This is a genomic window from Mesorhizobium sp. M1D.F.Ca.ET.231.01.1.1 (assembly GCF_003999155.2).
Lineage (GTDB): Bacteria > Pseudomonadota > Alphaproteobacteria > Rhizobiales > Rhizobiaceae > Mesorhizobium.
In genome coordinates, this window is record NZ_RZOZ02000005.1 from 169,309 (window position 1) to 188,640 (window position 19,332).

The window sequence follows — 19,332 nt, forward strand, 5'->3', positions numbered from 1 at the left end:
CGACGGGCCGACACGAAAGTTTGTTGGATAAACACCTGGACTGGTTCGGCCTTATGCTGTTCAACCAGCGCGTCATGACCAGCATTCCCGACAACGAGGCCGTGTTCCAGCCGGCGACTTCCGCCCGGCGTTCACGGCGCGTGGCGCTGATCGTCGTGGTTGCCTTCTTCATGCAGCTGCTCGATTCGACCATCATCTCGACGTCGCTGCCGCAGATGGGGCAGTCCTTCGGCGTGCCGGCGGTGGCGATGAGCATCGATATCACCGCCTACATGCTGACCATGGCGGTGTTCGTGCCGCTGTCGGCCTGGCTCGCCGACCGGTTTGGCCCGCGCAACGTCTTCCTCGTCGCGATTGCGCTGTTCACGCTGGCGTCGATCGCCTGTGGCCTCTCGCAAAGCCTGACCGGCTTTGTCGGCGCCCGCATCGTGCAGGGGCTCGGCAGCGCGCTGATGACGCCGGTCGGGCGCATCCTGGTGCTGCGCAACGCCGCCAAATCCGAACTGCTCAATGCCACGGCGCTGATCACCTGGCCGGCTTTGTTCGCGCCGGTGCTCGGACCGGTGCTCGGCGGTTTCATCACCACCTATCTCTCCTGGCACTGGAACTTCTTCATCAACGTCCCTCTGGGGTTGGCCGGCCTGCTGCTGGTCGCCCGCTTCGTGCCGGGCGATCGCGATTCGAAAGCGAGGCCGCTCGACTGGCCGGGCTTCTTCTTCACCTCGCTCGGCCTCGCAGTGATGCTCTATGGCCTGGAGCGGCTTGCGAATCCCGAGGACGGCATTCTGCCGACAGTTGCCCTCATTGCCACCAGCGTTGCGATCGGCTGGATCGCCGTGCGTCACCTGTTGCGCACGCCGCATCCCTTGCTCGATCTCTCCGCTTTCAAGGTCCTGACCTTCGCCGTCTCGACATTGTCGGCAGGCACGATCTTCCGCGTTGCGATCAATGCAACGCCCTTCCTTTTGCCGCTGCTCTTCCAGGTCGGCTTCGGGATGCGGCCGGTCGATGCCGGCTTCCTGATCCTGGCCTATTTCCTCGGCAATCTCGGCATGAAGGCGGTGACCACGCCGACGCTCAGGCGCTTCGGCTTCCGCCGCGTGCTGATCGTCAACGGGCTGATCGCCTCGCTGGCGATCATGGCCTGCGGAGCGATCTCGCCGCAGACGCCGTCGGCGCTGACGGTGGTGCTGATGCTGGTCGCCGGTCTCACACGGTCGATGCAGTTCACGGCGCTCAACACGCTTGCCTTCGCCGATATCGGCGAGGCCCAGCGGAGCTCGGCCGCGACGCTCTCCAGCATGCTGCAGCAGCTCTCGATGCTGTTCGGCGTGGCGGTCGCGGCGGCGATCCTCAACCTGTCGCAGATCGCCAGGGGTGAAGCGACGCCCGACCTCGCCGACTTCAGAATCGCGTATGCAGCCATCGGCCTGATCGGGCTCGCGGCGTCGTTCCGCTTCATGGCCCTGCCGCGATCCGCCGGCGCCGAGGTCTCGGGCCACTCCCAGGAGAATTGATACCGGCAACATCGCTTCGGCGCCGAAAATTTGAATCCGGCAAACGGATTGGCTGCAGTAGTTGAGGACCCGATTCAGAAAGCTTGCGCAGCGATTCAACCGAAAGGACCACACCATGGCCACCACAAGACTTCTCAGCGATGCCGAGGTGGAGAAGATCCCGGCGGTGAAGGCGGTGTTCGACGACATCCGCGCGACGCGCAAATCCGACTTCGTCAACAATTTCTGGCGCGGGCTCGCCAACGATCCGGCGGCGCTGAAGCGGGTGTGGGAACAACTCAAGGCGGTGATGTTCGCCGATAGCGCCATCGATCCGCTGACCAAGGAGATGATCTATATCGCTGTCTCGACGGCCAATGGCTGTTCCTATTGCATTCACTCGCATACGGCGGCCGCCAGGGCCAAGGGCATGACCGACGCGCAGCATGGCGAGCTGGTTTCGATCATTGGGCTCGCGGGACAGACCAACCATCTGGTCACGGCGATGCAGATTCCTGTCGATCCACAGTTCGAGGTGAAGTGAACTCTTCGCCCCTCGCTCCCTGCGGGAGAAGGGGAGATTGCGCTACACCGGCCGATAGACCCTTTCCGCCGTGTTCCAGAAGATATCAGCCTCGGCTTCCGACCCGTGCCTGGCGACCGCGGCGCGGTGCGCCTTGATCAGCTCGGTGTGGCTGGTCCACAGCTTCTCGATCGGGAAGTTCGAGCCGAACATCAGCCGGTCGCTGCCCAGTATCCCGACCGCGTTGTCGACGATGTAGGCGATCAGCTCCGGATCGTTGCGATGCTCGAAAGTGCCGAGCCCCGACAGCTTGGCGTAGAAGTTGGGCGCCGTCGAAAGCGTGCGCAGGCCTGCCTTCCACGCTTCGGTGGTTTCCGGCTCCATGTCGGTCAGCATGCCGGCATGGGTGAGGATGAAGTTCGTTTCCGGGTTTTCGCCGACCAGCGTCAGCCCGTCCTTCATCTGCGCCGGAAAAAGCTGCAGGTCGAAGGAGAGGCCGTAGTCCTTCAGGCGGGCGACATTGGCGCGCACCCTGGGATCGATCACCTGGTCGGCCGAAGCGGCGAAGCGGAAGGCGGGTGTCTCGTGCCAGTGCAACTGCATGCGCACGCCACGCAGCAGCTTGTATTTCATCAGGCGGTCGATCTGCGGCCGGACGTCGTCGACCGTCATGTCGGCATAGCCGACGATCGCATGCGGCCAGCCGGTTTCCTCCGCGGTCTTCTGCAGGAAGGCGACCTCCTTCTCGAAATCCTCCTTGGCCCAGTTGGTCTGGACATAGACGGCCTTCTCGACGCCCGAACCATTCTGATCTTCGAGGAATTCCGTGATCGGGTAGTCGCGGCGGATCGGCTCATAGGGGCCGAAGATGCGCGGCACCATCGGTCCGACCAGCCAGGGCTGGTCCCGCTGGCGCCAGATGTGGAAATGCGCGTCGATCGCTTTCTGCATCACGATACCCTTTTCCAGATGACTTCGGCCGCCGGAGCGGGGCGGGCGAGCGACAGGATGAAATCGGAGAGACTTCTGACCGACGAGCCGTCGACCAGATCGTCGAGCACCGGCAGGATGGCGCTGAGTGCCGCGGTTGCCGGCCGGAAGCGCGGGTCGCCGGCGAGCGGCGTCGCCAGCGACAGCCGGAAGGCGCGGGCGCTGAGCCGGCGCATCGCGGTTTCAAGGTCGGCATGGTCGCCGCGCTCGAGCGCGTCCGACAGGATCACCACCGCCGCGCCGCGCGCAAAGGCCGCGAAGCGTGGCACCGAAAGAAAGGCAAGCAGTGTCGGCCCCATGCGAGTGCCGCCATCCCAGTCGTCGACCAGTGCGGCGGTGCGCGCGAGCGCCTGGCCGCAGTCGCGGATACGCAACGCCGAGGTGATGCGGGTGAGGCGCGTACCGAAGGTGAAGACTTCCGCGCGGGCTGCGCCTTGCACTGCCGCATGCGCAATCTTCAGGTAGTCGGCGGTGTGCAGCTTCATCGAGCCGGAGACGTCGATGAGCAAAAGCAGCTTGCGCGGCACGGTCTGCCGGCGGCGCAGCAGCGGCGAGGGGATGTCGCCATCGGCACTGACGATTTCGCTCAACGAGCGGCGCAGGTCGAGCGTGCCGCGCGAACGGGTGCGCATGGTGCGGAAGGAGCGGCGCGCGGGCAGGGCGGAGGCCAGCCGGCCGCGGAACGGGCCTAGGCTGTCGGGGTCGAGCTGGAGATCGCGGCGGCTCAGTTGCTCGAGCGCCGAGGACAACTCGCCGCCTTTCTCCTGGCGGACAGCCTGGCTTTCTTCGTCGCGCGAGCCGCAATCGTCCTTGATCCGGGTTTCATCGTCCCCTTCGCCTTCGGTCGAAGGCCTGGCGTCGCCGTAGAAGTAACCGCGGAAGTGTGCGTCGAATTCGCTGCGGCGGTCGGGTGAGGGCGCAAGCGTCGCCAGCGCTGCCTCGCGGATGTCGTTCATGGAGCGCGGCCCAAGCAGCGTCACCGCCTGCATGAAGCTGGTCACCTGTTCGGGCGCGATTGCGAAGGCGTGGCGGCGCAATAGCTGCGCGAAGCCGAGGAAGGGTTCGGCGGCGCGGGGCAAGCTCTCCTCCCGGTCGCGGGGAGAGGATGCCGGCAGGCAGGTGAGGGGCGGCGCCAGCTTCTGCCCATCACGGCGCTGCCTCTCATCCATCCCTTCGGGGCATCTTTTCCCCGTGAACGGGGAGAAGGGGTTGTCGAGGTCGCGCATCACGCCAGCGCCTCCTCGACGATCCTCCCGAGCTCCGGCGCGATTGCGGACAGGTCCTCCTCGTCCTTGATCAGCATGCCGATGGCGCGGCGGAAGGCTTCAGGCCACGGGCTGCCGCCTTTTTCAAGGATGGTCGCGGCATTCGCCCATTCGACGGCTTCGGCAATGCCCGGCGGCTTGGCCAGCGGACGCGCGCGGATCTGCTGCACGGCATTCGCCACCGCTCGCGCGGTCGCTTTCGCCACGTCGCCGGCGCGCAGCATGATGATCTCGGCCTCGCGAGCCGCATCTGGGTATCCGATCCAGTGGTAGATGCAGCGCCGCCGCAGCGCCTCGGCAAGCTCGCGGGTGCGGTTCGAGGTCAGCATGACGATCGGCTGCGTCGCCGCGCGGATCGTGCCGCGCTCGGGAATGCTGATCTGGAAGTCGGAGAGGAATTCGAGCAGCAGCGCTTCGAATTCGTGGTCGGAGCGGTCGATCTCGTCGACCAGCAGCACGCGCTGCTCCGGCGCGCGCAGAACCTGCAGCAGCGGCCGCGCGATCAGGAAGCGGTCGTCATAGATATCGATCTCGTGCTCGCCGGCGTGGCGGATGGCGAGGAGCTGCCGCTGGTAGTTCCATTCGTAGAGCGCATGCGCGGCATCGATGCCTTCATAGCATTGCAGGCGCACCAATTCGCGGCCGAGCAATTCGGCGGTCGCCTTGGCGGCTTCGGTCTTGCCAACGCCAGGCGCGCCTTCGAGCAGCAGCGGCTTGCCCAGACGGATCGCGAGGAAGATCGCGGTCGCAAGGCCGTCGTCCGCCAGGTAACGCGACGCGGCGAGGCGCGCGGCCACCGCCTCCGGTGAGGCAGCAGTCTGCTCGGCATCGGCGCGGGCCATCTTCTTGCTCAGCCCGCCACTTGCGCCTTCAGCGCGCGCAGGATGCGCTCGGGCGTGATCGGCAACGTGTCGATGCGCACGCCGACGGCGTCGAAGACGGCATTGGCGACGGCCGGAATCTGCGGGTTGGCGCACATCTCGCCCGGTCCCTTGGCACCGAACGGGCCATCGGCGGACGGGCGCTCCAGCACGATGATCTCGGTCTCGGCGAGGTCGCCAGGACCCGGCATCAGATACTGGTTGAAGTCGGTGCCGCCATGGTCGCGGTTCGGATAATAGGGCTCGGTCGTCTCATAGAGCGCGTGGCTGATGCCCATCCAGGAGCCGCCGACCAACTGCTGCTCGACCATCTTAGGGTTCAGCGCGCGGCCGATCTCGAAGACGTTCTTCACGCTAAGCACCGTCACCTCGCCGGTTTCGTCGTCGACCTCGACCTCGGCCACCGTGCAGGCGTGGGCATAGCAGGTCGAGGGCTTCATCGCGCCGGTCTCCTTCTCCGGATAGGAGCGCGGGATCAGGAACATGCCGCGGCCGGAGATCGAGCGGCCGCGCTTGAAATGCGCCGACAGCGCGACGTCGAAGATCGAGATCGATTTCTGCGGCGCGCCCTTCACCAATATGTTGCCCTGGCCGTCGGTTTCGAGGTCGGAAGCGTTGACCTCCAGCTCTTCGGCCGCCACTTCCAGCATCACCTGGCGGGCTTCCCTGGCCGCCTGGATGACGGCATTGCCGGCGCGGTGCGTGCCGCGCGAGGCGAAGGTGCCCATGCAGTGCGGGCCGGTGTCGGTGTCGGCGGTGTCGACGATGACGCGGTCGGTCGGCACGCCGATCGTCTCGGCGCAGATCTGCGCCATGATCTGCTTCATGCCCTGGCCCAGATCGACGCTCGACAGCGTCACCATGAAATTGCCGGTCGGCGTCGAGTGAACCAGCGCCTGGGTCGGGTCGCCGCCGAGATTCATGCCCGTCGGATAGTTGATCGCGGCGACGCCGCGTCCACGCCGGATCGCCATCTCAGGCTCCCTTCCTGTAGGAGGACATCGCCATGTATTTATCCGCCACCGGCCAGTTTGCGGCGCGCGAGGCTTCCTGCATGCATTCGATCAGCGCCGCGCCCTCGGTCGGCTGGCGATGCGCCTTCATGTCGCCGTCGCGGTAGGCGTTGATGAAGCGGAACTCGAGCGGATCCATGCCGATCAGCCGCGCCAGCTTATCCATCTGTACCTCCAGCGCGAAGTCGCCGATGGTGACGCCGAAGCCGCGCATGGCGGAGGAGGGGGTGCGGTTGGTGTAGACGCAGTGGGTGTCGATCCAGACATTGGGAATCGTGTAAGGGCCCGGGTAGTGCGCCGCCCCTTTCTGCGCGCCGTAAGGCGAATGGCGCGAATAGGCGCCGGCATCGGTGTAGCCGGTCACCTTGCGGGCGACGATGCGGCCGTCCTTCTTGACGCCGTCCTTGATGACGACCTTCTCGGCAGCGCGCGGCGAGGAGATCTGCATCTCCTCCTCGCGGCTGTAGATGAATGAGACCGGACGTCCGGTTAGCTTGGCTGCCAGGATGGCGATAGGTTCGACGATGACGTCGACCTTGCCGCCAAAACCGCCGCCGACGGTGCCGCCGACGAAATGCAGCTTGCTGCCAGGCATCTGCAGGATGATCGAGGCGTTGTCGAGCGTGAAGAACATCGCCTGGGTGTTGGTATAGCAGGCGAAGCGGTCGTTGCCCTCGGGCGCCACAATGCAGCCGGTCGTCTCGGTCGGCGCATGCTCGATGGGCGAGGACTGGTACGTCTGCTCGAGGATGTGGTCGGCCTCGGCAAAACCCGCCTCGACATCGCCGAAGCGCACCTTGCGGCAGTCGCCGCTGTCATAGAGGTAGTAGTTGCGGCCGTGATATTCGTTGACGATCGGCGCGCCGGGCTTCAGCGCTTCCTCCATGTCGAAGACGGCGGGCAGCACCTCGTAGTCGACCTTGACCTTGGCGGCGGCTTCCTGCGCATCGCGCTCGGTCTCGGCCAGCACCGCCACCACGGCCTCGCCCTTCCAGCGCACCTTGCCGTCGGCGAGCACCGTTTCGTCCTCCGGGCCGATCTGGATCAGGATCAGGATGGTGTAGACGTTGTGCGGCACGTCCTTGGCGGTCAGCACGCGCACGACGCCCGGATGTTTCTCCGCCTCTGAAGTGTCGATGGAACGGATGCGGGCGTGATGATGCGGGCTGCGCACCATCTTCAGATGCAGCATGCCGGGGAAATTGCGATCGGCGAAATAGGCGGTCTTGCCGGTGACATGGCCGGGGGAATCGAGTCGCGGCCGCGGTTGGCCGATCTCGTGCAGGCCGTCCTTGCGGACATCGGCGAAATAGTCCTTGCGCAGTTCCATGGCTCGTTCCCTCAGGCGGCGTTCTGCGAATTGGCGCGCGCGGCGGTCAGCACCGCCTGGATGATCGGCTCGTAGCCGGTGCAGCGGCAGATGTTGCCGGACAGCGCCTCGACCACATCCTCGCGGCTCGGATTCGGCGTGCGGTCGAGCAGCACCTTGGCGGCCATGATCATGCCCGGCGTGCAGAAGCCGCATTGGGTGGCGAAGGCATCGAGGAAGGCGCGCTGCAGCGGATGCAGCACGCCGCCTTCGGCGAGGCCGGCAGTGGTCGCGATGTCGGCGCCGTTGCAGGTCTCGGCCAATGTCAGGCAGGACAGCCTCAACTCGCCGTCGATGATGACCGAGCAAGCGCCGCAGGTGCCCTGGTGGCAACCGCCTTTCGGCGATGTGTCGCCGATCTTGTCGCGCAGCGCGTGGAGCAGCGTCGTGCCGCTCTCGATGAATTCGGCCTTCTCGGAGCCGTTGAGCGTGAATTGGACAGGTACCTTTGCCATTTTTTCTCCCTGCGCGCCTGCCCGGATGAACCGGACAGACGCGAGTCCCCCACGGTTGGTCAGCTCAGCAGCAATCGCCCGAGATGGACCGGCAGCACCTCAGCGCGATACCAGGCGCTGGCGATCGGGTCGGTGATCGGCGAGATGCCTTCGCCAGCCGCGGCCAGCGCCGGCGCGATCTCCTGCGGCGTCAGCTTGCAGCCGAGCAGCGCCTTCTCCGCCGCCTTGGCCCGTATCGGCCGATCGGCCATGCAGCCAAGCGCGATGCGTGCGGAGGTCACGGTGCCGTCTGCCGTGCGCTGCAAAAGCGCCGCGATGCTCAGCACCGAGACCCCTTTCGGCTTGACTCGCGACACTTTGAGGAAGCGGAAACTTTCCGCCTCGGGCAGCGAAAAGCCGACAGCGGTGACGACGGCGCGGCTGGTGTCGCGACTCGCCAGGAAAGTCTCGACCGGCATTTCGCCGGCCTCGGCGGCGACGGTGGCGTCCAGCGCCAGCAGCGCCACGGCGAAATCGCCGTAAGGAGCGGAGGCGAACAGATTGCCGCCGACGGTCGCCATGTTGCGGATCGCCGGCCCGCCGACGGCGCGCGCGGCCGGCGCGAGCGCGGCAAGCTCGGCATGGCGGGCGATCGCCGCCATGGTGACGGAAGCGCCGAGCCGGACCTTGCCGCCGGAAACGGCGATCTGCGAAAGCCCGGGGTCGGTGACGCGTACGAGGCTGGAGACGGAAACGTCGCCCTCATTGGCGGCGCGAACGACCAGCGTGCCGCCGCCGAGATAGCGGGTGCCCGCCGCCTGCAGGGCCGATAGGGCATCTTTCACGGATGAGAAGGTCTGCAGCGCAAGCGGCATGGCGCGCTTCCTGATTTAGCCGTTGCCGGCGAAATGGCTCTTCAGGGCATTGAAGCCGCCCTGGAAGACGTTGGCGCCCATGCCTTCGGCCAGCTTGTCGCCTTCTTCGGGCGCGGCGTCGAAGCTCGCGGTCCATTCGGCATAGGTGCGGTTGCCGTCGGTGACGCGTCGCAACTGCAGCGTCGCCTTGTGGTTGGTAATCGGCTGCGGGGTCTCGAGGATCGCGTAGCTGACCAGGAAATTCTCGTCGGAGAAGTCGAGTAGCTTCTCGCGCAGGCGGGCGCCGCTGATGAGCTGGAAGTTGCGCACGCAGCCGATCATGGCGGCGTCCTTGCCGTCCTCGATGTGGCTTTCGACCATGCGCGGATGCCAGCCCGGCAGGCCGTTGAAGTCGCGGATGCGCGCCCACACCTGTTCGACCGGCGCGTCGATGACGCTGGAGATGGTGACTTTCGCCATGAACTCGTTCCCCTGCAAAGATGGCAAGGAGGCTAGGGCGGAGGCCCGGGTTGCGCTTATCAACGGGTCTTGCGCGCCTATCAATCAGTCTGAAAAACAGCGACTTCTGGCTATTTAAGACATCGCCCGCGCCGCTTCGCGGTAGAGCGTCGGCGGCACGCCGACATGGTCGCGGAAGAAGCGCGAGAAATTGCCCTGGGTGGTGAAGCCGAGATTGCAGGCGACCGAGATCAACGGCTCCTGCGACCATTGCAGCTGGCGCACGGCTTCCTCCATGCGCAGCGTGTTCCAGTAGACGTTCGGCGTCAGGTTGGTCTGTTCCTTGAACAAAGCGAAGAAATGCGGCCTGGACAAGCCGACGCTGCGCGCCACGTCGTCGAAGGAGATGCGCTCGCAGACGTTGGCCTTCATCAGCTGGATCGCCTTGCGGACGCGGAAATCCAGCATCGTGTTGATGCGCGCGCGTACCACCTGCGGTGCCGAAGCGTCCGCGGCGTCGAGCACGCTGTCGATGAAGCGCTCGATCTCATAGTTGGCAACGTCGTCGATGCTTTCATTGTCGGCAAGGTGATCGAGCAGGTTCGCCGCCGCCTGATGCAGCCACGGCTCCAGCGTGATTGCGGCTTGCGCAAACAGCGGCGCCGAAGCTGGCAGGTCGCGGCGTCGGCGCGCCCAGTCGGGATCGATGTAGAAAGCGAGGAACAGGCCGGGCCTGCCGTCGTGGGAAAGCGCGTGGCTGTGCGGCTGGAAGGAATTGATGCCGGCGGCGGTCTCAGGTCCCAGCCCCACCGTCTCGCGGCCGATGGTCATTTCGCCAGCCGTGCCTTCCAGCCAGATGATGAGATGCGCCTCGCCATGGGCATGAGTGACGAAGTCGTTGGCGACATTCAGGACAGAGACATGTCCGAACCGGCCCCAATAGAGCCTGATCGCGTCCGTCATGGGTATAGTTCCTCCCGCAGGCGACTGGCCTCCCTTCGCCTGCCCGGGGATTGTGCGACCGACGTCCGCCCTGCGTCAAGGCACAGGGGGACGACGCCCGCTTCGCAGTGGCTGCCCGGGCGGATTTTCAGACTGAACGATAGGAGCTCAATCGCTGCGCCGGAAGTTGCGGATGCGGTCGAACAGCACGGCGAGCAGGATTGCGCCGCCGATGAAGGTGCCTTGCCAGAAGGCGTTGATGCCGAGCAGGCCGAGGCTGTTGCGGATCACCTCGATCAAGGCGGCGCCGACGATGGCGCCGAATGCGGTGCCGACGCCGCCGGCGAGATTGGCGCCGCCGATGACGGTGGCCGCGATCACCTGCAGCTCCATGCCGGTGCCAATATTGGTGGTGACAGCGCCCAGCCAACCGGTCTCGATGATGCCCGCCAGACCCGCCGAGAGCGCCGAGATCATATAGACCGCGACCTTGATCTGGCGCACCGGAACACCGGTCAGCGTCGCCGCATGCTCGTTGCCGCCGATGGCAAAGATGTGCCGGCCGAACTTGGTCCAGCGCAGGATGAAACCGGTGATCAGCGCCAGGATGATCATGTAGAGCACCGGGTTGGCGATGCCGAACAGCCAGGCGCCGCCACCCAGCGACAGAAGCTTTTCGTGGTCCGGCCCGAACTGGAAGACGACGGTGTTGTTGGAGGCCACCATGGCGAGGCTGCGGGCGACCGAGAGCATGCCGAGCGTCACCACGAAGGGCGGGAAGCCCAGATAGGCGATGAGCACACCGTTGAAGGCGCCGATGGCGAGCGCGGTGACGATTGTGGCCAGGATGCCGACCTCGATCGAATAGCCGGCATGCATGGTGACGGCCAGCACCATCGAGCACAGGCACAGCACTGAGCCGACCGACAGGTCGATGCCACCGGTGATGATGACGAAGGTCATGCCGAGCGCGACGATGGCGACGAAGGTGATGTTGCGGGTAATGTTGTAGAGGTTCTTCTGCGTGGCGAAGGCGTCGGTGGCGAAGGAGAGGAACAGACAGGCGAGGATGACCGCGATCACCACCCAGAAGGTCTGGCTGGACAACATGCGCGACAGGAAAGTGTGCTGCTTCTGCGCGATCGTCTGGTCAAGGGTGACTGCCATTATCGACCTTTCATGCCGGCGGTGAGACGCACGGGCGTCACTGGTTTCGGCGCTGTCATGCTACCTGTTCGATGGCGCCGGTAATCAGCCCGGTGACTTCCTCGGGCGAGCTCGAGGCGATTTTCTTGTCGGCGACCTTCCTGCCGCGCCGCATGACGATGACGCGGTCGGCGACGTCGAAGACGTCGGGCATGCGGTGGCTGATCAGCACCACGGCGATGCCCTGGTCGCGCAGATGGCGAATCAGGTTCAGTACCTCGGCGACCTGCCTGACCGAGATCGCCGCCGTCGGCTCGTCCATCAGCACGATCTTGGCCTGCGACAGCATGGTGCGGGCGATCGCCACCGCCTGGCGCTGGCCGCCCGACATCTGCTTGACGAGGTCGCGCGGGCGCGTCTCGGATTTCAGCTCGGCGAAGAGCTGGCCGGCGCGCTTGTACATGGCGGCGTAGTCGAGAATGCGGAAGGGTCCAACGCCCTTGCGAAGCTCGCGGCCAAGATAGACGTTGGCGGCGGCCGTCAGATTGTTGCAGAGCGCCAGATCCTGGTGAACGATCTCGATGCCATGCTGGCGGGCTTCCGCCGGCTTGTGCAGGATCAGCTCCTTGCCGTCCATGCGCATCGTGCCGTGGCTCGGGTGGAAGTTGCCGGCGATCATCTTGACCAGCGTCGACTTGCCGGCGCCGTTGTCGCCCATCAGGCCAACGACTTCACCGGCCTCCAGCGTGAACGAAACGTCGTTCACCGCCTGAATGGCGCCGAAATGCTTCGAAATGTTGGCGAGTTCGAGAACCGACACCAGCCTTAAGCCTCCCCATTTTCGCCTTGCGACTGCTTCGCTATCGACGCCGGCGCTCGCATTGGCCTCGCACCTCCAGCTCCTCCCGAGCCGGTGCGACAGACCCATTTAGGCAAATGCGGACATGGGCGTCAATCAACTGTCGGGCGATTTATTTCGGAACTCGTCGAAAAATCGGTTTTGTAGGACAAATAGGAATTGACGTCGGCGGCGAGCCGATATTAGCTAGCGTCGGAGGAACAACCGGCCCGCGCAAATAGCCGTTCGGCGGAAGCGAGGGGCAGGGGATTTGATCCGGCAACCCCAGCGTTCATTCGACCTGGAACGGATCGGCAAATGCTTATCGGCCCGGCCAGGACACGGACGTTGGAGGCAATCCCCGTGTCCTTGCATCCGGACCGATCGGTGTGGCGGGCACGCCGTGTCCGTCTTTTTCAAGGGAGGAACGTTATGAGGAAATCACTTTTGCTCGCCGCCGTCGCCGCCATGGCGCTGGGCGCCGGGCCGGCTTTGGCCAAGAAGCAGCTTGTCATTGTCGTGAAGGGTCTCGACAACCCGTTCTTCGAAGCCATCCACCAGGGCTGCGAGAAGTGGAACAAGGAGAACGCCAGCTCCGAATATGAATGCTTCTACACCGGTCCGGCATCGACCTCGGACGAGGCCGGCGAAGCCCAGATCGTGCAGGACATGCTGAGCAAGCCGGACACGGTGGCGATGGCGATCTCGCCGTCCAACGCGCCGCTGATCGCGCAGACGATCAAGAGCGCCAATCCGTCGATCCCGATCATGACCGTCGACGCCGACCTTGCCAAGGAGGACGCCGCCCTTCGCAAGACCTATCTCGGCACCGACAACTATCTGATGGGCAAGCGCATCGGCGAATACATCAAGAAGGCCAAGCCGAATGGCGGCACGATCTGCACCATCGAAGGCAATCCGGCCGCCGACAACATCCTGCGCCGCGCGCAGGGCATGCGCGATGCGCTGTCGGGCAAGGATGGCCTGTCGGCGCTCGCCGGCGAAGGCGGCTGGACCGAGGTGGCCGGCTGCCCGGTGTTCACCAATGACGACGGCGCCAAGGGTGTGCAGGCGATGACGGACATCCTCGCCGCCAATCCGAAGCTCGACGCGTTCGGCATCATGGGCGGCTGGCCGCTGTTCGGCGCTCCGCAGCCCTATCGCGACCTGTTCAAGCCGATGGCCGACAAGATCGCCAAGAACGAGTTCGTCATCGGCGCCGCCGACACCATCGGCGACGAGGTGGCGATCGCCAGGGACGGCCTGGTGACCGCGCTGGTCGGCCAGCGGCCGTTCGAAATGGGCTACAAGGCGCCTTCGGTGATGATCGACCTGATCGAAGGCAAGAAGGTCGACGATCCGGTCTTCACCGGCCTCGACGAATGCACCAAGGACACGGTCGATACCTGCATCCAGAAGTAGGCTTCGATCCGGGGCGCCTTTTACGGGCGCCCCTTCACCTTTCCCTCGGACGCTGAACGCGGCCTTTGCCCCGGCAGGAGGCGACAGGCTTCGCGCGTCCGAATTTCTGGCGGATGTTTCGCGGGCAACTTCCGCCCGCGACGGGAGGCACCGGAACGCGGATGCCACGGGAAAAGTCAGGCAAGCGCCTAGCCGAGCCGGCGCAGCCGGCCACGATCCGCAGGTCCGAGGCGACGCGGATTGCCGGTCTCAGCGTGCATGCTTCGCTGGCCGGCGAGATCGGCCTCAGGATCGTGCGCGGCGACTATCCGCCAGGCGCCATCCTGCCCAACGAAGCCAAATGGTCGGAAACCTTCAATGTCAGCCGCTCGGCGGTGCGCGAGGCCATCAAGATGCTGATGGCCAAGAGCCTGCTTGCGTCGCGCCCGAAGATCGGCAGCTGGGTCGAGCCGAGGGAACGCTGGAACCTGCTCGACCGCGACGTGCTCGCCTGGTACGCGACCTCGCCGGACCGCGAGGTGTTCCTGAGGACAGTGCAGGAGTTCCGCCACATCATCGAACCGGAAGCGGCCGCCTTCGCGGCGATGCGGCGCTCCGACGAGCAGATGGTCGAGATCAGCCAGGCCTGCCGCGAGATGGGAGAGGCGGCGCATATCCAGGAGCGCACGCGCGCCGATACGCGGTTCCATCTCGCCATTCTGCGCGCCTCCGGCAACGAGCTCCTGGTGCCGCTCGGCGTGCTGATCGAATCGGCGCTCGACCATCTCTTCGTCTTCGTCACGCGCGAGCACAGCGACCAGCGGCGGGCCCAGTCGCTGCACGAGGCGATCGAGCGGAACATCCGCCTGCAGCGTCCGGCCGCCGCCAGGGCCGCGGTGCACAGGCTGCTCGCCAACACCGACGAGGTGATCGAGCGGTCGCGGCGCTGAGAACCCTTGCGCCGGCGGCGTCAGATCTTCTGCTTCACGCCATCCTTCGACGGCATCAGGTCGACGCCGTTGAGCTTGCCGATATGGGTGGCCAGCATCGGCACATACTGTTCGGCCGGCCCCGCGGCGAAGGCGGTCGCGAACGAGTTCTTGGTGGCGTTGCCGAGCGGGTTGGCAATGCCGGCCGCGCCCGCCATCGATTCCAGATAGGTAAGGTCCTTGAAGGCATTGGCGATGGAGAATTTGTGGGCGTCGCGGTCGCCGTCCAGCGTCCAGCGCATGAAGGTCTGGTAGAAGCCGCAATCCATGCGGCCGTTGCGGATCACGCTGTCGAAGCGCGGCGGCGAGATGCCGACCTTCTCGGCCAGCGCCAGCGCCTCCGAATAGATCGCCGCGTAGCCCAGCGAGATGAAATTGTTGAGCAGCTTCATGCGGTGGCCGTCGCCGGTGTCGCCGATATGCACGATGCGGCCGGCCCAGGTTTCGATCACCGGCTTCAGCCGGGCGAACACCGCATCGGGCGCGCCGACCATGGCGTCGAGCGTGCCTTCCCAGGCCTCCTTCGGCGTGCGGCTGAGCGGCGCGTCGACATAGTCGACGCCGAGCGCCTTGAGCTCGGCGGCCAAGGCAACGGTGGATGTCGGGTCGGCCGTCGAGCAATCGACCACCACGGAGCCTTTCCGCAAGCCCTCCTTCAGCCCGCCGGGACCGCGGATGATCGCCTCCACCTCGCGCGAGCCGGTGACGCAGATGAAGACGATGTCGGAGGCGGCCGCCACCTCTTTGGACGTGGCCGCTTCCTTTGCGCCGCGACCGAGCAGGTCTTCCGCCGGCTTGCGGTTCTTGCGGCCGAGGAAGGTGAGCGGATAGCCCTTGTCGACGATGTTCTTGGCGATGCCGTGCCCCATCAGGCCGAGGCCGATGAAACCGATGTTTTCGCGGGCAGCGGTGGTGGTCATGTCGTTTCGTCCCTGTCTTTGTTGATGATCGGCGCCGGGCGCGACCGGCCGGCGGGCGATTGCTTGAGAAGCTTTTCGCCGATCGCGCTTGGCAGGCGATTGCGCAGCCCCATATTGTCTGACAATACACATAATTCCCGAGCGATGTGGAGAGCAAAATGACGAAGCGGATCATGTTTACCGGCGGCAGCGGCAAGGCCGGCCGTCACGTCGTGCAGTATCTGGTCGAGCATGGCTGCCAGGTGCTCAACATCGACACCAGGCCGCTCGACAACCCGAAGGTGCGCACTTTGATCACCGACATCACCGACAGCGGCCAGGTTTTCAATGCGCTGTCGAGCTATGCGGGGCTGCATGAATTCGACCCGTCACTGCGGGCGCAGCCGGTCGACGCCGTGGTGCATTTCGCCGCCATCCCGCGCATCATGATCACGCCCGACAACGAGGTGTTCCGCATCAATGCGATGGGCACCTACAATGTGATCGAGGCGGCGGTGAAGCTCGGCATCCGCAAGGTGATCATCGCCTCCAGCGAGACGACCTACGGCCTGGTCTTCGCCAACGAACCGCGCAACCCGACACATTTTCCGCTGGATGAGGACTATGATGTCGATCCGATGGACTCTTACGCGCTGTCGAAGATCGTCAACGAGAAGACCGCACGCGCCTTTGCGCTGCGCAGCGGCTTCGACATCTATGCGCTGCGCATCGGCAACGTCATCGAGCCGCATGAATATGCGCTTTTCCCAAAATGGTTCGCCGATCCAGGTTTTCGCAAGCGCATCGCCTGGAGCTATATCGATGCCCGCGATCTCGGCCAGATCACCTTGCGCGCCATCGAGAAGGACGGACTGGGCTATCAGGTGTTCAACGCTGCCAATGACGACACCTCGTCCGACCAGCCGACGGCCGAACTCCTAAAACGCTTTTATCCAGGCGTGCCGGTGAAGGCCGAACTCGGTGAATTCGAGACGCTGCTGTCGAACCGCAAGGCGCGGGACGTGCTGGGCTTCCGGCCCGAACATAGCTGGCGCAAATACGTCAAAAACGCGTGAGCGGCGACAAACACAGGTTGAGCTGTGCACATCCTGGCACCTTGAGGCAAAGCGGGCTTTGCCGTGCTTGACAGCTTCTGAAAACCGGACTTTCTGGATATATGCGCGACGCAAAGCCGAATAACGAAAAAAAGCCGCCGGCGAAAACGGCGTTCGCCGAGCGTCTGGCGGGCGTTCGGCGGCCCGATGCGCCGCGCATCCCCGGCGCCAGCGTGCACACCTCGCTGGCGAGCGAAATCGGTCTCAGGATCGTGCGCGGCGACTATCCGCCCGGCACCATCCTGCCCAACGAAGCGAAATGGTCTGAAACCTTCGACGTCAGTCGCTCGGCGGTGCGCGAGGCGATCAAGATGCTGATGGCCAAGAGCCTTTTGTCATCGCGGCCCAAGATCGGCAGCTGGGTCGAACCGAAAGAGCGCTGGAACCTGCTCGACCGCGACGTGCTCGCCTGGTACGCGACCTCGCCCGACCGCGAGGTGTTCCTCAAGACGGTGCAGGAGTTCCGCCACATCATCGAGCCGGAGGCGACGGCGTTTGCCGCAATGCGGCGCACCGACGAGCAGATGGCCGAGATCAGCCAGGCCTGCCGCGAGATGGGCGAGGCGACCAACCTGCAGGAGCGCACCCGCGCCGACACGCGCTTTCATCTCGCCATCCTCCGGGCCTCCGGCAATGACCTCCTGGTGCCGCTGGGCGTCCTGATCGAGTCTGCCTTCGATCATCTCTTCGCCTATACGACCCGCGAGCTGGACGACCTGCAGCACGCCCAGAAGCTGCACGAGGCGATCGAGAGGAATATCCGGCTGAAACGGCCGGATGCCGCGCGCAATGCGGTGCGCAAGCTGCTTGCCAATACCGACGACGTCATCCGCTCCCGGTAGTCAATCTTCCTTGTCGCGTCCGAAGGCGACGCGCAGCTCGTCCTTCGCTTTTTCCAGCACCCGCTTTCGCTCCTCCGGCAGGTTCCTGCCGGCGCGGTTGATGTAGAAATTCAGCATCGACATCGCGGACCGAAACGGCTCTGCCTTGCGGCGATGGCTGTGCTCGGCCGAGCGCTTCAACGAGGCGGCGATCTTCCTGGCGTCGTCGGATTCGAAGACGTGCTCCTCGAGATCCAGCGCATCGCTGTGCTCCGTGACTTCGGCCGACCATTTCTTGCTGGCGGTCATGGCGAAACTCCTTCCCTGGGTGCACAACTCCGGGCGGCATGGCCGGTTCCCGATTGCTGGAGCCACCGATTTGTCCCTTGTGGCGCTGCTCGGTACAGGAAATGCGCCGATACTGGACGAGACCGCCCGATCACAAGGACGCGCGGACAGGAAACGCCGTGACGACAACCGTCTCCAGCCGCGCGGGTGGCCCCAGCATAGACAGCGCCTACGCATGGATGCGGCTCGGCATCTCGATGCTCTTGTCGACGATCGGCGGCGCCGGCATGTGGGCGGTGGTCGTGGTTCTGCCCGCCGTGCAGGCCGAGTTCGGCGTCGATCGGGCCGCGGCCTCAATGCCCTACACCGCGACCATGGTCGGCTTCGCCGCCGGCAACGTGCTGGTCGGACGCGCTATCGACCGCATGGGCTACTGGATCCCGGCGCTCGTCTCGGCGGTGGCGCTCGGCGCGGGCTTCCTGCTCGCCTCGCTGACCACCTCGATCCTTGCCTTCAGCCTTATCCAGGGACTTCTGATCGGCCTCGGCACATCGGCGATCTTCGGCCCGCTGATCGCCGACATCTCGCACTGGTTCAACCGCCGCCGCGGCGTCGCGGTGACGGCGGCTGCATCCGGCAGCTACCTTGCCGGAGCCGTCTGGCCGACGGCGATGCCCTATGTCATGCAAGGCGAAGGCTGGCGCTTCACCTATGCCGCGATCGGCATCTTCTGCCTCGCCACGATGGTGCCGCTGGTGCTGATGCTGCGGCGCGGCGCGCCGCGCGAGGCCGCCCAAGGCTCGCCGGGAAGCCGGCCGGTGCAGCCGATCTCGCTGTCGCCGGCGGCGCTGCAGATGCTGCTGGTGATTGCCGGCTTCGGCTGCTGCATGGCGATGTCGATGCCGCAGGTGCATATCGTCGCCTATTGCATGGATCTCGGCTACGGCGTCGCGCGCGGCGCCGACATGCTGTCGATCATGCTGGCGGCGGGCGTCGTCAGCCGCATCGGTTCAGGCTTCCTCGCCGATCGCATCGGCGCGGTGAAAACCTTGATCATCGGTTCGGCGCTGCAATGCCTGTCGCTGCTGTTCTACATTCCCTTCGACGGGCTGGCCTCGCTCTACGTCGTCTCGCTGGTGTTCGGCTTGTCGCAAGGCGGCATCGTGCCCTGCTACGCGATCATCGTGCGCGACTACATGCCGGCCAAGGAAGCCGGCCAGCGGGTCGGCATCGTCTTGATGGCGACGATCTTCGGCATGGCGGTCGGCGGCTGGATGTCGGGCTGGATCTACGATCTCAGCGGCTCCTACGCCGCCGCGTTCCTCAACGGCATCGCCTGGAACCTGGTCAATCTCGCGGCGATCTTGCTGCTCATATGGAAGGCAAGGCGGAGCGCCGAGGCGCTGGCCTGAAGTCCGCCGGCAACTTGGCTGTTGCAAGGTTGTCTACCGGCGCAAAGGGAGGGGCCAGGTGGGGCGGCGGCACTCGTCCGTGCTCTTTCGCTTGACGTCGCGCCCGAATACTGGATGCAGCAGGCTATTTACTTGGACAGGCTTTGGGCGGAAAATTGCGAAGTGGGAGGAAGCACTCGGAAAATCTCCTGAATAAA

The 19,332-nt window shown here is 65.1% G+C and carries 20 protein-coding genes; 7 read left to right on the plus strand and 13 right to left on the minus strand.

The genetic code is table 11. The features are described from left to right. Positions 1–74 precede the first annotated feature (74 nt). Together EN874_RS15845 and EN874_RS15850 are read left to right on the plus strand one after the other, a co-directional pair. Positions 75–1,517 (plus strand): DHA2 family efflux MFS transporter permease subunit, encoded by a 1,443-nt coding sequence (locus EN874_RS15845; protein WP_127425815.1) that lies wholly within the window; start codon positions 75–77, stop codon positions 1,515–1,517. Positions 1,518–1,632: 115 nt separating this feature from the next. Then, positions 1,633–2,040, plus strand: a complete 408-nt coding sequence (locus tag EN874_RS15850; protein ID WP_127425584.1) for a carboxymuconolactone decarboxylase family protein — start codon at positions 1,633–1,635, stop codon at positions 2,038–2,040. A gap of 42 nt (positions 2,041–2,082) precedes the next feature. Here the strand turns inward: EN874_RS15850 and EN874_RS15855 are convergent, their stop codons facing one another. The 11 genes from EN874_RS15855 to EN874_RS15905 all read right to left on the minus strand — a co-directional run bounded on the left by EN874_RS15855 (position 2,083) and on the right by EN874_RS15905 (position 12,192). Further along, positions 2,083–2,970 (minus strand): amidohydrolase, encoded by an 888-nt coding sequence (locus EN874_RS15855; protein ID WP_168247504.1) that lies wholly within the window; start codon positions 2,968–2,970, stop codon positions 2,083–2,085. Then, the gene (locus EN874_RS15860) at positions 2,970–4,088 is read right to left on the minus strand and encodes a VWA domain-containing protein (RefSeq protein ID WP_245516060.1); all 1,119 of its coding nucleotides are present in this window, start codon (positions 4,086–4,088) and stop codon (positions 2,970–2,972) included. The genes EN874_RS15855 and EN874_RS15860 overlap by 1 nt, the downstream gene beginning before the upstream one ends. A 146-nt stretch (positions 4,089–4,234) precedes the next feature. Further along, a complete protein-coding gene (locus EN874_RS15865; RefSeq protein WP_127425586.1) occupies positions 4,235–5,116 on the minus strand; it encodes a MoxR family ATPase in 882 nt (293 codons plus the stop codon). Positions 5,117–5,124: 8 nt separating this feature from the next. Further along, the gene (locus tag EN874_RS34840; RefSeq protein WP_127425587.1) at positions 5,125–6,129 is read right to left on the minus strand and encodes a molybdopterin cofactor-binding domain-containing protein; all 1,005 of its coding nucleotides are present in this window, start codon (positions 6,127–6,129) and stop codon (positions 5,125–5,127) included. Position 6,130: 1 nt separating this feature from the next. Next, the gene (locus tag EN874_RS34845) at positions 6,131–7,498 is read right to left on the minus strand and encodes a xanthine dehydrogenase family protein molybdopterin-binding subunit (protein WP_127425588.1); all 1,368 of its coding nucleotides are present in this window, start codon (positions 7,496–7,498) and stop codon (positions 6,131–6,133) included. Positions 7,499–7,509: 11 nt separating this feature from the next. Next, complete coding sequence (locus EN874_RS15880; protein ID WP_127425589.1) at positions 7,510–7,992, minus strand: (2Fe-2S)-binding protein; 483 nt, start codon at positions 7,990–7,992, stop codon at positions 7,510–7,512. Positions 7,993–8,051: 59 nt separating this feature from the next. After that, complete coding sequence (locus EN874_RS15885; RefSeq protein WP_127425590.1) at positions 8,052–8,846, minus strand: FAD binding domain-containing protein; 795 nt, start codon at positions 8,844–8,846, stop codon at positions 8,052–8,054. A gap of 15 nt (positions 8,847–8,861) precedes the next feature. Continuing rightward, complete coding sequence (locus tag EN874_RS15890; protein ID WP_127425591.1) at positions 8,862–9,305, minus strand: SRPBCC family protein; 444 nt, start codon at positions 9,303–9,305, stop codon at positions 8,862–8,864. 114 nt (positions 9,306–9,419) lie between these two features. After that, positions 9,420–10,247 (minus strand): AraC family transcriptional regulator, encoded by an 828-nt coding sequence (locus tag EN874_RS15895; protein WP_127425592.1) that lies wholly within the window; start codon positions 10,245–10,247, stop codon positions 9,420–9,422. A gap of 147 nt (positions 10,248–10,394) precedes the next feature. Then, complete coding sequence (locus tag EN874_RS15900) at positions 10,395–11,393, minus strand: ABC transporter permease (RefSeq protein WP_127425593.1); 999 nt, start codon at positions 11,391–11,393, stop codon at positions 10,395–10,397. A 55-nt stretch (positions 11,394–11,448) separates the two neighbouring features. Next, complete coding sequence (locus EN874_RS15905) at positions 11,449–12,192, minus strand: ATP-binding cassette domain-containing protein (RefSeq protein WP_126088378.1); 744 nt, start codon at positions 12,190–12,192, stop codon at positions 11,449–11,451. Between the two features lie 450 nt (positions 12,193–12,642). Here EN874_RS15905 and EN874_RS15910 point away from each other — a divergent pair, with 450 nt between their 5' ends. Together EN874_RS15910 and EN874_RS15915 are read left to right on the plus strand one after the other, a co-directional pair. Next, positions 12,643–13,632, plus strand: a complete 990-nt coding sequence (locus tag EN874_RS15910; protein WP_127425594.1) for a sugar-binding protein — start codon at positions 12,643–12,645, stop codon at positions 13,630–13,632. A 161-nt stretch (positions 13,633–13,793) separates the two neighbouring features. Continuing rightward, on the plus strand, positions 13,794–14,561 hold the full coding sequence (locus tag EN874_RS15915; protein ID WP_127425595.1) for a FadR/GntR family transcriptional regulator: 768 nt from the start codon (positions 13,794–13,796) through the stop codon (positions 14,559–14,561). 20 nt (positions 14,562–14,581) lie between these two features. On the opposite strand, the gene EN874_RS15920 is transcribed toward EN874_RS15915, so the two are convergent. Continuing rightward, complete coding sequence (locus EN874_RS15920) at positions 14,582–15,652, minus strand: NAD(P)-dependent oxidoreductase (RefSeq protein WP_348631730.1); 1,071 nt, start codon at positions 15,650–15,652, stop codon at positions 14,582–14,584. Between the two features lie 26 nt (positions 15,653–15,678). Here EN874_RS15920 and EN874_RS15925 point away from each other — a divergent pair, with 26 nt between their 5' ends. Both EN874_RS15925 and EN874_RS15930 read left to right on the plus strand, forming a co-directional pair. Beyond that, positions 15,679–16,575 carry an NAD(P)-dependent oxidoreductase gene (locus EN874_RS15925; RefSeq protein WP_127425596.1) on the plus strand — a complete coding sequence of 299 codons (897 nt, stop codon included), beginning with the start codon at positions 15,679–15,681 and terminating at the stop codon, positions 16,573–16,575. Between the two features lie 101 nt (positions 16,576–16,676). After that, positions 16,677–17,456: a FadR/GntR family transcriptional regulator gene (locus EN874_RS15930; RefSeq protein ID WP_127425597.1), complete on the plus strand. Its 780-nt coding sequence runs from the start codon at positions 16,677–16,679 to the stop codon at positions 17,454–17,456. On the opposite strand, the gene EN874_RS15935 is transcribed toward EN874_RS15930, so the two are convergent. Next, positions 17,457–17,744: a DUF3175 domain-containing protein gene (locus tag EN874_RS15935; RefSeq protein ID WP_126088384.1), complete on the minus strand. Its 288-nt coding sequence runs from the start codon at positions 17,742–17,744 to the stop codon at positions 17,457–17,459. A gap of 218 nt (positions 17,745–17,962) precedes the next feature. On the opposite strand from EN874_RS15935, the gene EN874_RS15940 reads away from it, so the two are divergent. After that, positions 17,963–19,135 (plus strand): MFS transporter, encoded by a 1,173-nt coding sequence (locus EN874_RS15940; protein ID WP_245513597.1) that lies wholly within the window; start codon positions 17,963–17,965, stop codon positions 19,133–19,135. Positions 19,136–19,332 lie beyond the last annotated feature (197 nt).

Coding starts and splice junctions, on each gene's coding strand:
- EN874_RS15930 (WP_127425597.1), top strand. CDS start 16,677: ATGCGCGACGCAAAGCCGAATAACGAAAAAAAGCCGCCGGCGAAAACG.
- EN874_RS15915 (WP_127425595.1), top strand. CDS start 13,794: ATGCCACGGGAAAAGTCAGGCAAGCGCCTAGCCGAGCCGGCGCAGCCG.
- EN874_RS15925 (WP_127425596.1), top strand. CDS start 15,679: ATGACGAAGCGGATCATGTTTACCGGCGGCAGCGGCAAGGCCGGCCGT.
- EN874_RS34840 (WP_127425587.1), bottom strand. CDS start 6,129: ATGGCGATCCGGCGTGGACGCGGCGTCGCCGCGATCAACTATCCGACG.
- EN874_RS15910 (WP_127425594.1), top strand. CDS start 12,643: ATGAGGAAATCACTTTTGCTCGCCGCCGTCGCCGCCATGGCGCTGGGC.
- EN874_RS15855 (WP_168247504.1), bottom strand. CDS start 2,970: ATGCAGAAAGCGATCGACGCGCATTTCCACATCTGGCGCCAGCGGGAC.
- EN874_RS15845 (WP_127425815.1), top strand. CDS start 75: ATGACCAGCATTCCCGACAACGAGGCCGTGTTCCAGCCGGCGACTTCC.
- EN874_RS15895 (WP_127425592.1), bottom strand. CDS start 10,247: ATGACGGACGCGATCAGGCTCTATTGGGGCCGGTTCGGACATGTCTCT.
- EN874_RS15880 (WP_127425589.1), bottom strand. CDS start 7,992: ATGGCAAAGGTACCTGTCCAATTCACGCTCAACGGCTCCGAGAAGGCC.
- EN874_RS15865 (WP_127425586.1), bottom strand. CDS start 5,116: ATGGCCCGCGCCGATGCCGAGCAGACTGCTGCCTCACCGGAGGCGGTG.
- EN874_RS15850 (WP_127425584.1), top strand. CDS start 1,633: ATGGCCACCACAAGACTTCTCAGCGATGCCGAGGTGGAGAAGATCCCG.
- EN874_RS15935 (WP_126088384.1), bottom strand. CDS start 17,744: ATGACCGCCAGCAAGAAATGGTCGGCCGAAGTCACGGAGCACAGCGAT.
- EN874_RS15920 (WP_348631730.1), bottom strand. CDS start 15,652: ATGTGTATTGTCAGACAATATGGGGCTGCGCAATCGCCTGCCAAGCGC.
- EN874_RS15900 (WP_127425593.1), bottom strand. CDS start 11,393: ATGGCAGTCACCCTTGACCAGACGATCGCGCAGAAGCAGCACACTTTC.
- EN874_RS15885 (WP_127425590.1), bottom strand. CDS start 8,846: ATGCCGCTTGCGCTGCAGACCTTCTCATCCGTGAAAGATGCCCTATCG.
- EN874_RS15940 (WP_245513597.1), top strand. CDS start 17,963: ATGCGGCTCGGCATCTCGATGCTCTTGTCGACGATCGGCGGCGCCGGC.
- EN874_RS34845 (WP_127425588.1), bottom strand. CDS start 7,498: ATGGAACTGCGCAAGGACTATTTCGCCGATGTCCGCAAGGACGGCCTG.
- EN874_RS15890 (WP_127425591.1), bottom strand. CDS start 9,305: ATGGCGAAAGTCACCATCTCCAGCGTCATCGACGCGCCGGTCGAACAG.